10 protein-coding genes and 1 riboswitch are annotated in these 14,205 nt (G+C 42.7%); of the genes, 3 read left to right on the top strand and 7 right to left on the bottom strand.

Going from position 1 to position 14,205, the window contains the following annotated elements; all coding sequences use genetic code 11:
• The first annotated feature begins 123 nt into the window (after positions 1 to 123).
• A riboswitch (purine riboswitch) is annotated at positions 124 to 220 on the top strand.
• A 118-nt stretch (positions 221 to 338) separates the two neighbouring features.
• On the top strand, positions 339 to 1,667 hold the full coding sequence (locus DWZ38_RS11275; RefSeq protein ID WP_117852770.1) for an amidohydrolase family protein: 1,329 nt from the start codon (positions 339 to 341) through the stop codon (positions 1,665 to 1,667).
• A 214-nt stretch (positions 1,668 to 1,881) separates the two neighbouring features.
• Here the strand turns inward: DWZ38_RS11275 and DWZ38_RS11270 are convergent, their stop codons facing one another.
• From DWZ38_RS11270 to DWZ38_RS11260, 3 genes are all read right to left on the bottom strand, one after another.
• A complete protein-coding gene (locus DWZ38_RS11270; protein ID WP_117852768.1) occupies positions 1,882 to 3,189 on the bottom strand; it encodes an ATP-binding protein in 1,308 nt (435 codons plus the stop codon).
• Between the two features lie 401 nt (positions 3,190 to 3,590).
• Positions 3,591 to 4,592 carry a GTP-binding protein gene (locus DWZ38_RS11265; protein ID WP_117852766.1) on the bottom strand — a complete coding sequence of 334 codons (1,002 nt, stop codon included), beginning with the start codon at positions 4,590 to 4,592 and terminating at the stop codon, positions 3,591 to 3,593.
• 265 nt (positions 4,593 to 4,857) lie between these two features.
• Complete coding sequence (locus DWZ38_RS11260) at positions 4,858 to 5,394, bottom strand: hypothetical protein (protein ID WP_117852764.1); 537 nt, start codon at positions 5,392 to 5,394, stop codon at positions 4,858 to 4,860.
• A gap of 358 nt (positions 5,395 to 5,752) precedes the next feature.
• Here DWZ38_RS11260 and DWZ38_RS11255 point away from each other — a divergent pair, with 358 nt between their 5' ends.
• On the top strand, positions 5,753 to 6,406 hold the full coding sequence (locus tag DWZ38_RS11255; RefSeq protein WP_330600210.1) for a response regulator transcription factor: 654 nt from the start codon (positions 5,753 to 5,755) through the stop codon (positions 6,404 to 6,406).
• Positions 6,406 to 7,266: a GHKL domain-containing protein gene (locus tag DWZ38_RS11250; RefSeq protein ID WP_117852760.1), complete on the top strand. Its 861-nt coding sequence runs from the start codon at positions 6,406 to 6,408 to the stop codon at positions 7,264 to 7,266. Before DWZ38_RS11255 ends, DWZ38_RS11250 begins: the two co-directional genes overlap by 1 nt.
• 73 nt (positions 7,267 to 7,339) lie before the next feature.
• Here DWZ38_RS11250 and DWZ38_RS11245 read toward each other — a convergent pair whose 3' ends face one another.
• The 4 genes from DWZ38_RS11245 to DWZ38_RS11230 all read right to left on the bottom strand — a co-directional run bounded on the left by DWZ38_RS11245 (position 7,340) and on the right by DWZ38_RS11230 (position 14,198).
• Positions 7,340 to 8,902, bottom strand: coding sequence for a DUF5605 domain-containing protein (locus DWZ38_RS11245; protein WP_117852758.1), 1,563 nt, complete (start codon positions 8,900 to 8,902; stop codon positions 7,340 to 7,342).
• Positions 8,903 to 8,968: 66 nt separating this feature from the next.
• Positions 8,969 to 9,604 (bottom strand): beta-phosphoglucomutase, encoded by a 636-nt coding sequence (pgmB, locus tag DWZ38_RS11240; RefSeq protein ID WP_117852756.1) that lies wholly within the window; start codon positions 9,602 to 9,604, stop codon positions 8,969 to 8,971.
• A 9-nt stretch (positions 9,605 to 9,613) separates the two neighbouring features.
• Positions 9,614 to 12,472, bottom strand: a complete 2,859-nt coding sequence (locus tag DWZ38_RS11235; RefSeq protein ID WP_117852754.1) for an alpha-L-rhamnosidase — start codon at positions 12,470 to 12,472, stop codon at positions 9,614 to 9,616.
• A 37-nt stretch (positions 12,473 to 12,509) separates the two neighbouring features.
• Complete coding sequence (locus tag DWZ38_RS11230; RefSeq protein ID WP_117852752.1) at positions 12,510 to 14,198, bottom strand: glycoside hydrolase family 3 N-terminal domain-containing protein; 1,689 nt, start codon at positions 14,196 to 14,198, stop codon at positions 12,510 to 12,512.
• Positions 14,199 to 14,205: the final 7 nt, after the last annotated feature.

Raw genomic sequence — 14,205 nt, 5'->3', positions numbered from 1 at the left:
AAAATCACCTCCGTAATTTTACTTCATTATATACCAAATTCTGTGACAATGGTATGAAAATATGGCGAACATTTGTGAAATTTTTCTTGATTTGGCATGCAATTCTGTGTACAATAAAGTTATAAAAACAAAACAGCGAACGCTTATATATGTCCATAATCCGGTTGGACGTTTCTACCAACTACCCTAATAGTTGTCTATAAGCTGCATGCGAGGAGGTGTGCAGGTGTAACATATTGCGGGTGGTTTTTTATTGGTCTGGCTTTGACTGAAACTGCACAGCCAAAAACTTCTTCCCATTATGCTTGGCACTTCTGTCGCGGAAAGGATGGTTTGATATGAAAAAAGAATTGTTTGCTTTAAAAGGTATGATCTGTTACAGCAAGAATCAGCGCGAAATGGTTTTCATGGAGGACTCCTATGTGGTCTGTGAAAACGGCATCTGCGCAGGTGTTTTTTCCCAGCTTCCAGAAGAATATAAGGATGTTCCAGTGGAAGATCTGGGCAACCGCCTGATTATCCCGGGATTTACAGACTTGCATCTTCATGCTCCCCAGTACGCTTACCGGGGAACCGGAATGGATCTGGAACTTCTGGACTGGCTGAATACCATTACCTTCCCACAGGAAGCACGTTATGCGGATCTTTCTTATGCGAAAAAAGCCTACTCTATTTTTGTAGATGATCTGAAGCACAGCTTTACCACAAGAGCCTGCATTTTCGCCACCCTGCACCGTCCGGCTACCGAACTTCTTATGGATATGCTGGAGGAAAGCGGTCTGGCAACTATGGTTGGAAAAGTAAATATGGACCGCAACGGCTCACCGGAGCTTCAGGAGGAAAGTGCGCAGGCATCTGCGGCGGATACCCGTCAGTGGCTGGAAGATATTAAGAGACGTTACGACCACACTTACCCCATTCTTACTCCACGTTTTACCCCATCCTGTACGGACGAACTGATGACGGAACTTGGTAAAATTCAGAAAGAATATCACGTTCCTGTGCAGTCACACCTGTCTGAGAATTTCGGGGAAATCGCATGGGTGAAGGAGCTTTGCCCAACCAGCCGATTTTATGGGGACGCTTATGACATGTTTGGACTGTTCGGAACGAAAAATGCAGAAAGCGAACTTGATTACACAGCAGCGTCCGCAAACAGCAATTCCTGCCCCACAATTATGGCGCACTGCGTCCACTCCACAGACGAGGAAATTCAGATGATCAAGGATCAGGGTGTTTACATTGCTCACTGTCCGGAATCCAATACCGACATTGCGTCCGGCATCGCGCCAATCCGCCGTTATCTGGACATGGGCCTTCACGTAGGCCTTGGCACTGACGTTGCTGGAGGTTTCTCCCTCTCCATGTTCCGCGCCATCGCCGACACCATCCAGGTATCCAAGCTCCGCTGGAGATTAATGGACCAGAACCTGGCTCCTGTCACTCTGGAAGAGGCCTTTTACATGGCCACCATCGGCGGCGGTTCCTTCTTCGGAAAAGTAGGAAGCTTCGAGAAAGGCTACGAATTCGACGCTATGATCCTGGACGACCACAACATCCGCCACCCCCAGGAAATCTCCACCCGCGATCGACTGGAGCGACTGGTCTACCTGTCCGATGACCGGAATCTGGTCGGAAAGTATGTGCAGGGACGGAAGGTAATTTAACATTCAAAACATCTTGACATTTTATTAAATATTGATAATATAAAAAAAGAAACGAGTTTTACAACCGTACAGCTATTGCTCAAGCGGCCAGCTCGTTTCTTTTTTTTCTTTATATATTTGTGGGAATTTTTACCAAAGTTTTTTCTATTTTCACCACAAAAAAACGAGCCAGGATTTCGAAATCCCAGCTCGCTTTTCACCTTGCCTTCATGAATTATTTTTCCAAATATTCTCTAATTCTATCAATATTGTACAAAGGAATGTTGGTCATCCATTCCTGTCTCCGATAATCCGACATTGATGTTCTTACTGCGTATTTCGGCTTATATTTTTCACAAAAAGCTTTAAGACTTTTTGCCCGTAAATTTTCTTCTGCCTTTACTTCCAATGGAACAATAGAGGTTCTTCCCTGTAAGAGAAAGTCAATTTCTCCACTGGAATTTGCTGCAGAATAATAGTATGGCTCTATACAATCCAGTGCGACCAGTTGTTGTAAAACATACTGTTCTGTTAATGCACCTTTAAATTCTGTAAAGATACGATTTCCATCAATAATTACCTGCGCGTTTATGTCTGTCATGGCCATCAACAGCCCCACATCCAGGAGATACATTTTAAAAACATCCAAATCCAGATATGCCTTCAGCGGAAGTGCAGCTTTCCCTGCCCTCTGTACCTTATGAATAAGTCCGCAATCCAAGAGCCATTGTATTGCCAACTCAAAGTCTTTCGCTCTGGCACCTTTCCGCACCTGTCCATAAATGTACTTTTTATTTTCCTTTGCAAGCTGCATAGGAATTGAATTCCACACCAGATTTAGCCTTGGAACTAAAGAAATTTCAGCATGTTTCGAAAAATCCTGCTGATAATAGTTCAAAAGGTTCTTCTGTATCTCTCTGACACGGTTAAAATCTTTGGTTTCCGCATATGTCTGTACTACTTCCGGCATACCTCCTACATAATAGTACTCCCGTAACCGATCTATATACTTGGACTTGAACATAGTCACCATATCGGTATCTGGTCCCTGCAGAATTTCTACAAAACGTTCTTCTCCCAGAGCACATAGAAATTCCTGAAATGTTAACGGATGTAAATCCATAAAATCCACTTTACCAACCGGGAAAGACGTTCCTTTGTGCAGTGCTACACCAAGAAGGGAACCAGCTGCCACGATTGCATATTCAGGTGCATTCTCACAAAAATATTTTAAGGAAGATAATGCCTTTGGAACTTCCTGCACTTCATCAAATATCAGCAGTGTATTTTGGGCATCAATAGAGATTCCTGTTTCCGCACTGATTGCCAGCACAATTCTCTCTATGCTGATTTCCCCTTCAAACACTTGCTGCATTCTTGTATTACTATCAAAATTTACATAAGCAACATTCTCAAAACAGGTTCTTCCAAACTCTTTCATCAGCCATGTTTTTCCCACTTGCCTGGCACCCCGGATAATCAAAGGTTTTCTGTTTGGTTTGGTTTTCCACTCTTTTAATTTTTCCAATGCAAAGCGTTTCATCTATTTCCCTCCCCATTGATTGTGTTAAATATCCATATGAATATTATATCCTGCTCTTTTCATTTTATTACCATCTCATGCTTGAGTCAACACTTTTAAGGCTGAGTTTATGTTGTAGCAAAACATTTTTAAGGTCGAGAATATGTATTATTAGAACATTTTTAAGGTGATATCATTATTCTGCAAGGATTCTACCCAAATTTTTCTATGGCTACGGCAACTGAAGTCAGACAAAATATACCGCGCAGTATTGGAAGAATTATTGTCGATTTTGATAGCATAAGAAACGAATATTTACTGGAAGATATAAAGAAATACGGAAAGCAAATTTATTAACCGATATAACATTTTGGGGAAGATTGCCGCAGAGCAAACACTTCTGCGCTGCCGCAAATCTCTAATTATTCCCTTTCCAGATACCCCCGTATCCGTTCTTCGTTCATATTCTCCCCGATCACAATCACCACTTCCTGGCCTACAGAAATTGGCCTCAGGGAAAATTCCTTGCGGGTGGCGTTGAGCTCCAGCCACTGGGCTCCATGGTCAGGAACGCCAGCTGGCGTCTTTGCCTCCTCATCACAGCTAGTATCCACCTGCTCAGCCAGCTTCACGAATCCCTTAATTCGAAAAACATCCCCGCACTTCGAATCTTCCAGGATCTCATGGGCCGCCTTTTCCAGCTTCTCCTCCGAAATTTTCAGTTCCATAAAATACAGTGACTGGAATCCCTCTTTCTCATCAAAGCACTGCTTCTCAAAGTCCTCCATCACATACCCACTGTGAAAAATCCTCTGGAAATCCTCATCCGTAAACTGCTCCCAATCTTTACATAGCACGTCCTGTTCTGTAAAACGCCGCTTGCACTTCACGCTCTCCAGTGCCCGGTTCAAATGCTCCACCGTTCCCGTAATTTCCTCTGCGGACGCCTCCTGGCTTTTACTCAGAACAATGCATCCGGCATCCGCTGCCTCAGATGCCAGCAGATATTCCGCCTGTGGCTGTAGCTTCTTCTCCAGCCTTGCGTCAAGAATGGTGATTACATTTCCAATCTGATACCATTTGTCCAACGGTTCTTCATAAAGCGCATCAAAAAATTCATCCACATCAAAAATTCCAGACGGCTCGATCAGCACCCGGTCATAACCGCACATTCCCATTGCGATCAGCTTGGTCTTAAACCTTCTTCTGTGGCAGTCCTTGTCACATCCGCCGGAAACCATTTCCAGCTCGCAATTCTCGCCTTCCAGATCATGAAGCAGCATCATATCCACATTCACTGCCCCGAAATCATTTTCCAGAATCCCAATATTCTGCCCCTGCTTCATCAGCCAGGATGCATATTTCTTTATAAATGTAGTTTTCCCTGAGCCAAGAAAACCTGTAATTAAGTCAACCTTTACCATTGTAGATTACCTCTTATCAGCCATATAATTATATTTTAGTCCAACATTTCGTTTTTTCTTAATTTTCCCACTCTTGTTATACCATTCACAACATTATTTGGAAAGGATTTTTCCACAATATGAGAAATATTCTTCCACAAATAAAAGAAGCCTCCGAGATTCATGCCTGATCCCGGAAGCTTCTTTTATTTATTGCTTCTTTTCCGTGCAATTTTTATTATTTTTTACTGAATCGTAACCTGTGTATAAGGTGTCAAAGTAACGCTTAATAAACCATCATAGAATGCCTCTGGATCCTCTGGCTGCATAAATCCGGTACCATACCAAAATCGCGTCCTTCATAACCGCTGTTTGCTGCGTACATTCTTGCATATAATGTTGTGGAAAGCTTAATGGTCAGTGTGTTTTCTCCAGAAACAAGATATCCGCCAAGATCCACTCTGTCACTTGCATTATTTGCATCCAGAGCAGTTCCATTAATTGTGATCTCACCGATCTGATCCTTTCCATAAGTTACATCCAGGTATGCTCCGGTTGTATCGCTCCAATCCTCTGGTAAAGTAAAGGTTGTCGTATACTCACCAACACCGGAAACATAAAGCATATCGGTTACGCCCAGCTCATTCAGCTGGTCTTCTGTAGCTGCAATATCTTTCCACTTACCAAGCTTCTGCTCGCCAAAATCAACGTCTGTGATCTTGCTTACACTTGGATCATTTTCATCCTCTCCAGGTCCATAGCTGTGAATGAGCAGATTCCAGGAAGCATCTGTAAGATCCAGAGTATCCAGTGTCTTTTCCACATCTGCAGAAGCTTCTTCACTAAGAACAGCCTCCCCCTTAAGGCTTTTTCCATTTGGTTTTGTTCTATGGTTATTTTTTATGGTAATACGAACATTATCACATATTTTTTGTGAAATCTACCCATTTTCGCAACTGGTCTTTTTCAGGCGCAACTGGAAACGCACAAGTAATCTTATACGTTTGACTTTTTATAAGTAATTTTATACAATATCGTTATCCATTTACGCATTCCCAGCATGCAGCATTTACGAACAGAAAGAAGGAATTTTATCCATGCATATTTTTATCTGTGATGACGACCGGATATTTGCAGACAAATTTGCAGAACTGGTTAAATAAGAACTACATAAACATCAGATTGATACAGACATCCATACCTTTTTATCTGCATCCGCACTCACAGATGCCTTTCAGAAAAAGCAGCCCTGTGATATTCTTTTTCTGGATATTGATATGCCCGAAACCAATGGAATTGATCTGGCTGTTTCCTTAAAAGCATACGAGATTAAGCCTTATCTTATTTTTGTCTCCACTGTGGAAAGCCTTGTATACCAGACCTTCAAGGTAAATCCTTTTTGGTTTATCCGCAAGCGTTTCTGTGAATCGGAATTACCGGAAGTTATCACTGCACTGCTGGCAGATATGCGCATCCATCTGCTGGAAACGATTACCCTGAATTGCGCACATTCCATTTACACGCTCCACCCGCTTAGCATTTGTTATGTGGAATGTCAGAACAAAATCCTGCACATTCATTACGCAAATCCGGTACAGAATATTTCCATTCCCTATACGCTTTCTTCCTTGGAAAAGGAGCTTTTGCCCTATGGTTTTCTTAGGGTGCATAAAGGTTTTCTGGTAAATTACCGCTACATTTTTACCATCAACCGACAAGACATCCAGTTGGACAACGGGGACCACATTCCGGTGAGCAAGCACCGTGTGGATCCATACGAAGACCAGACGATGTTTTTCCCTTACAGGAAGGTACACCCAATATCCGCCCGTTAATGCTTCTTATTTTTGCAGTTTTTATGGGCTGTCTTCTGACAAAAGCAACCTTAAGCCATCTGGTAATTCTGGCTCTTTTTTATATCCCGGTAAGCGGTCAGCTTCACCCGCTTTCCTATACCATTAGTTATCTGTGGCCAGCAGACTTGCTTCCTGGCTGGAATATGATTTATGTGATTCGTGCCCTGTGTATTTTGGTTTTGTCCGTACTGCTGACCTGGATTCTTATCAAGCTTGGGCGATTACTTATAAAGATTACAGACCCCTTTTTTCTGTGTCTGATTACGGTCTGCGCCCTTGGATTAAACATTGCGGATATCTACCTTGGTGCTATTATGAATTCTATGTTTATCCTGAATATCACCTACACTTTGCTGGTAATTATCTCCCTTCTAATCTTCCTTCTCATCGGAGAATCTTCCCGGCATCAGGCAGAAAATCAGCGACTTTTATTTCAGCAGGAAATCGAAAACAGCTATCGCAATTATATTTTTGAACTTGAAGAAAAATCCCAGCAGATCCGTCTTTTCCGGCATGAATACCAGGGAAAACTGCTCCTTATGAAAACACTTTTGAAGAAGCAGGATTACCAGACACTGGACCAAGAATTGCAGGATATGCTTGAGGATATTCCCACAGCGGAACAGCTTGTAACTTCCGGCAATGTACTGGAAAATAATCCAGACCTGAAAACCACCAAAAGCAACCCCAGCTACCACGGCTACGGCATCCGTCTCATCCGCCAGATTGCCGAGAAATACAACGGCGCAGCGGACTTTTCCGCCACAAAAGAGTCCTTTATCTGCCGGGTCATGCTGACGCTGGATGGCGTGGATGAAGAAAAAAATACACCTGTATAAGGAAAAAAATGGCGGCAGCATATCGCTTTATGCTCCGCCATTTTTTGATTCTGTTAGTATTATTTTTTCCAATCTATTTCTTTATAATCCTAATCGCCATCCACTCTTGTCCTGGAAGCTCGACTTTCGTAAAGCCACTATGCACACCAGTATCGGTAATCGTCATGTTCCAGGTATCAATAACCTCAACCTGATAAGAGGCATCCTCCGGCAGTTCCAGTATTCTGTATGCAGGTCTTCCGATTCCGAAATAATGAAGTTCATAGCTGCACCATGTGGTTTGCATCCAGTTGCAGATTTTATTTTCCTCTACCGGAATACTGATTACTTCGTCAAAGGGTTCCTCATTGATTGCCTTCAAGCATCCCCCCGGTGTTTCATCCCAGATTTTTTTCAGGAATTTAAGCCGTGGTTCGCTGTCGCCATGAAGCACTCCACCCTTAGCCCACCAGAGAATGTCCTCTGGATGAATATATGTCTCTCCATGTCCGGCACATCCGCCTCGCAATACGCTCTCCCAGAACCGCCTAACCAGCTCCTGCCCGGAAATATTCCCCCAACCACGGTCAACATTTCCTTCATAGCCAATTTCATCCCATACTACTGGCTTTTTATACTTTTCCAGATGCTGTTCAGTTTTTTCTACATGTTCGTAAGTTGTATTTTTCTGCATACTGCAATGAGTAATCCAGTCTTCTGTATAGTCAAAAAATCCCATACAGTTATGAATAGAACATAAATGTCCGTATGCATCATTCTGGCGAACCAGTCTGCCATAATAATTCCATTCCTCTTTCGTAAATGGCATCAGATCATATTCATTTGCCATAGACCACCACACGTTGTGATATGCACTGTATCTCGCCACCATATATTGCAGATATTGCTCATTACAAGCCTTCTCCATAGTAGAAAATCCCCATTTGTCATAAGGGTGAAAAAGAATAATATCCGCTTCAATCCCAAGGTCTCTGAGCTGAGCAATTTGGTCGTCCACTTTTTTAAAATATGCAGAATTTGGTTTATAAAAATTAAAGTCTCTGATATCCTTCGCTTCTTTTGTTTGCGGAAAAGTAATTGGAATTTTCCCTGCAGCCTTTTCTTCATCCTGCCCTCTGCTTATTCCTCTTTCAAAAGGATAATACTGTGGTTCATTCTCGTTGAACTCATAATATTTGGGAAATATGCAGAAACGTATTTTATTGAAACAGCTGTTCTTCAAAGTTTCCAATGTCTGACGCTGCAGTTCCTCTGTCTGATAAAGCCAGGCGTAACAGGTAGTTCCAACACTGTGATAAATAGTGCCATCTGCATATGCCAGATATCTACTGTTTTTAACCTGCACAGGGCCATGATTTCCACCGTCTGCGGCAATTACCTCAAATTCACCCTCATATTTGTCAGATTTCTTATTCAGCTGATAATTTCCAGTTTCAACTTTATAAGTATAATGGCCTTCGTAAGACGGCATAAAACGAACCTTGTAAACGTTGCCGCCATCATAAAAGCTTTCCACTTCCACAGTTTCCTTTTCCCCGTGGAAAGCCGCTTTCAAAGCTCCTGCCTGAACAGGCTCTGACATATTTTCTACACAAAAAGTCAATTCAAATATATCCCATTTCTTTACACTTTCCATTCTACTCCTCCAATGTTGCCCGTACTCTGGAATTTTTTATTTTCAGAACTGCAATTTACCGGACATTTATTCCTCCAATGTCAAAAGTTCTCCAAAGCTCTTGATTTTCTTATCCGTAGCTCCATATCCAGCTGCATCTCCAATTCCCACAGCCTGCATGCCTGCACTTTTTGCCGCGTCAATTCCTGCATAAGCATCTTCCACAACATAGCATTCCTCTGGCTTTTCGCCAAGAAACTCTGCCGCTTTCAGAAATACTTCCGGGTCCGGCTTAGACTTCGTAATATTCGTTCCATCAGAAATTGCATCAAATGCACCCAGCAGCTCTACCTTTTCCAGAATAAATTTCGCATTTTTACTGGAAGAGCCAAGTGCCAGTTTATAGCCCCTGTTATGCAGCTCAGCGAGTGTATTTCTTACTTCATCTGTCACATCATCAGGTGTCATACCACCTAGAAGTTCCTTGTAAGTATTGTTTTTGCCTTCCATTAATTCTGCTTTTTTCTCCTGAGAAAGAGCTGGTCCCTCATATCTCTCCAAAATAATTTCCAGGCTTTCTGCACGGCTTACACCGCGGAGACGGTTATTAATCGTCTCGTCAAAATAAATCCCCATCTCATCTGCCATTTTTTTCCATGCCAGGTAATGAAACTTATCTGTAAATACAATAACACCATCCAAATCAAAAATAAATGCTTTCATAATATACTCCTATTTATAAATTACATCTAACTGTAAAAGTTCCTCTGCAGCGCTCTGTACCATATCCGGATGAAAGCCCAGAAAAAACATATATTGCAGTTCGTTCAAACTCAGGTTCAGGTCCTCCGCATCTTTTCCCTGTATTTTTGCCAATGCTAATGGCATTTTTCTTTCCAGAATTTCCAGTGCCCGGGGATCATTCTGCATTTCCTCCAGACGGGAATCCATGGTGTACGCTTTTCTGTAATCGCGCTTCGTTCTGTATCGGAACTCATGAACACCAGGCTCCAGCTTTATCTCCTCCTGCAGATTTTTCTTTTCTGTTTCCGCCACTGACGGCAGTACTGCAGTTGCATGGCAGCCAAAGGGTACCTCAAAACGAACGGTTACCGAACCGTCCTCATTTACCGACCATGCAGAGGTATATTTTCCACTTACGGAATCGTACCTGTATTCCACAAATCTCAGTTTATTGTTCAGCTGCGGCGCAAAATGAACTGCTCCAAATCCAGCCTGTGTTTCCTGAATTCCAGCCATATAGCGGTACACATACTCCATAACAGAACCATAAGAATAATGATTCAGGGAATTCATTTCTGTTCCACTGATAGTTCCGTCATCCAAAATAGAATTCCAGCGTTCCCAGATCGTAGTTGCTCCCAGATTTACGCAGTGCATCCATCCCGGGAAGCCTTCCTGGAAAAGAATGTAGCTCGCCACATCCTCAAGTCCATTCTGTGCCAGCACCTGACAAAGCATTGTCGCGCCTACAAATCCGCCTTTAATCTTATAACAATCTTTTCTTAATCTTTCTTTTAGTCCAGCAATCAGTTTATTTTTATCACGATACACGCCAAAATTCAGACACATGAGATATGCTGTCTGCGTATCCACGGCAAGTCTTCCATTTACTGCAAAAAACTCATCCAGAATTGCTCCCTGGATTTTCTCTGCTTTCTCGTAATAATATTCTGCCTCCATCTTGTACCCCAGAATTTCAGCCGCCTTTGCCACTTTTCCGGTTGAAGCATAATAGTACAGAGAAGCAACCAGGGTATCATCCGTGCCACCCTTCATGCTCTGCGGACTAATTCCATCCTGTGCCAGCCAATCTCCAAAATGAAAACCGAAGTCCCACAGGTTGTGATTTCCATTTTGCTCCTCGCTTCGGATAATCCAGTCTACCCATTCTTTCATCATAGAATAATTTCGTCTCAGCTCATCCTTATCGCCATAATGCTGATACAAAACCATAGGCATAAAAGCTGCCACATCTCCCCACACACTGGAACCGCCCGGAAGGCCGCCTAAATTTGGAATAAAATTTGGAATTGCTCCGTTTTGTTTTCTCTGCTCAATGTGCAAATCCTTTAAAAACTTATGATAAAAAGCCCTGGTATCCATGTTATAACAGGCAGTTGGCGCAAAAACCTGCGCATCCCCAGTCCATCCCAGTCTTTCATCCCGCTGAGGACAATCTGTAGGCATATCCAGGAAATTGGACTTTTGTCCCCACATACAGTTTTTCGCAAGGCGGTTTAACTGAGCAGATGAGGAATTAAAATATGTGGTTGTTTCAAGATCAGAATACACAACACAGCCTCGGAAAGCTGATGGTTCTACCTCTCCTGGCCACCCATTTACACGGACATAACGGAATCCCAAAAAAGTAAAATGCAGGCGAACCGTTTCTTTTCTGCCATCTGAAATGTATTCGAATCTTGCTTTTGCAGTTCTGTAATTATCGTTATAGAAATTTCCATTCTGCAGTACTTCTCCAAAATCTAAAGTAACCTTTGTGCCTTGTGGAAGCGCAGACTCAAACTCCATAAATCCCACCATGTTCTGTCCCATATCCAGAACAGTCTCTCCTGCAGGCGTATGAATTACTTCCTGAACTGCAAGTTTTTCCTTTACAATAACCGGAAGACTGTAACGTTCTGTGAGGTGGGAAGGAATTAGGGAAATATTTCCCATCAGAGTTCCCTCATCCCGCTCAATTAATTCAGCCTGCTTCCATGGATTCTCCGTATTCTTCCACAACTGACGGTTTAATACTTCCCCGTCATAAATATCACTCATCTCAATATCACTGCCGCGATATTTCCATGTCTCGTCTGTTGCAATTACATCTTCTCTTCCGTCTTCATACCAGATATGAAGCTCCGCAATTGCAGCAAATCTTGTACCATAGCACTGGGATGCACCATCGTAACCCAGTCTGCCCTTGTACCAGCCATTGCCGCAGTAGATGGAAATGGAATTATCCTGACCAGAGCATAAGCAGTCCGCCACATCATAGGTCTGATATTGTATCTTCTCACGATAATCGTTGCAGAATGGCGCAAGAATATCATCACCAGCTTTTTTTCCGTTAATATATGCTTCGTATAAACCAAGACCTGTTATATACAATCTCGCCTGTGCAATCCCTGGCACAAAGCCATTTTCATTCTTTTCTGTTACCGAACTACTCTTAATTTCAAATTTCTTCTCAAACACCGGAAGAAACTTATCCTCTTTCGCCGTACTGATAAACTTTCCGTTCCATGGCTTCCTGCCCTTTCCTCTTTCGAAGAAAGCTATGCCAGACGCCTGGTCCCCCTTATCTCCAGTCACTGTAACCCGGCAGTAGTAGCGTGTACAAGGCTCTACACGCACCCCAATTTCCTGTCCAATACTTTTCAGTTCTGCCCCATCCTTTTTCCAGATACAATCTGAAAAATCCGCCTTTTTACTCACTTCAATCCTAATATTCTCAGCCCGGCAGGACTCACTTTCCCGTACCTTCCATGAAACCTTCACCTGATCCAGATGGAATCCTACTGGATTTGTAATGCCATTAATTTTAATATCACAGATTTTCATGCATTGTTTCCTCTGATTTTTCAAAGTCTCGTTATTTTTAATATTTCAAATACTCTTTTCCGCAGAACGGATCTACCGGGCTTTTTCCTTTAAATTCAGATCTTCCCATCAGCTTCTCCACGCACGCATCAATCACATAATCGTTGTTTGAGTAGCAGTTAATATAGGTCTGAATCTGCGGTATGTCTACAAGAGAATAAGGATTGGCCATACTTATGTAAACAACCGGAACCTCAGCTGTAAACCATGGACAATTGTCTCCATTGCCCCAGAATGTGTACCACTGGTAACGGTTTGTCACCTGATTGGATGCATTTTCCATATTTCCAACATAGAGAACAAGATCGTATTTGCTTACGAAGGTTCCAACGGAAAAATCAGGCGCAGATGAAAAATCTTCTTTCTCATATACAGAAACTTCAAAACCTTCTTTTTCCAGTAATGCTTTCCAATGCTCTGTAACACGGGTGCTTGACGGATAATTTCCCAAAATTTCCAGCAGAACGCGCTTTGTTTTTGCGGGAGAAAGAGGCAGAATGTTTTCGTTATTTTTTACCAGCGTCACAGATTTATCCGCACACTCCTTCGCCCAGTTTTCATATGTTTCATTGCGAAGAATTCTTAAGTCTTCTTTTCCTGGAACCAACTCTTCTTTTGTTTTTTTATGTAAACCAATTGTGGCTTTCGCAGCCAGAATTCTGGTCACAGCTTCATCCAGTCTCTTCTCTGAAAGAATGCCTTTCTTATAGCCTTCCATCATGTACTGATAGTCTTCATGAAGATCCTTGTTGAAAAGGAACATATCACAGCCTGCCTCAATGGAATATGGAACTGCCATTTCACGCTTCATTCCAACTGTAAAGCCAAGCATACAGGTGGAATCTGTACTAATCAGTCCATTAAAGCCAAGCCTGCCTCGAAGCAGTCCCTGAAGAAGCTCCGAGCTTAAAGTTGCAGGAACCAGTTTGTCTGGAAAATCCGGGTTGAAATGCTTCTGGTATGCCGGCTGGGCGATATGGCCAACCATTACCGTAAGTGCCCCATCATCAATTAGACCCTTGTAAATTTTTCCATAAGTTTCATCCCACTCTTCACAGGAAAGATTATTCACGCTTGTGAGAATATGCTGGTCAACTTCATCGCAGCCATCTCCTGGAAAATGCTTAATAGAAACTGCCACATTTTCCTCATCTGCGGCACGTTTGTATGCAAGTCCGCATTTCAATACAAACTCCGGATCATCTCCATAAGTACGCACGTTTGTAATGGGATTTCTCCAGTTTCTGTCAATATCTACCACTGGTGCAAAAGCCCAGTTACAGCCAACCGCTTTTCCCTCAGCACAGGAGACTTTTCCGAGACGGTATGCCTGCTCCGGATCACCAGTTGCGGCAATCTCCATCTGTTTTCCAAAAGAGGTTCCATCCGTTGCAATTCCATCACCGCCAGCTTCCAGATTGGCTGCAATAAACAGCGGGATTTTGCTGTGTTCCTGAAGCCATCTGTGGCAAGCCTGCATTTCCTCGCTTTCCCCACAGCGGTATAAGATTCCTCCAATATGGTGATCCAGCATTACATGCTGCAAATATCCCGGATCAGCAGAATATCCAATGGGAATCATTAATTGCCCGATTTTCTCTTCCAGGGTCATATTCTGTTTTGTCTCTTCTACCCACTTCACACCCTCGTCATCCAGGTTGAATGGTGCCGCTTTAATATCTATCATCGTTTTT

It is taken from the genome of Ruminococcus sp. AF31-8BH, from assembly GCF_003460605.1.
Taxonomy (GTDB): domain Bacteria; phylum Bacillota; class Clostridia; order Lachnospirales; family Lachnospiraceae; genus Blautia_A; species Blautia_A acetigignens.
Note: the sequence above shows the minus strand (reverse complement) of the source record. Positions and strands in the feature narration are given on the sequence as shown.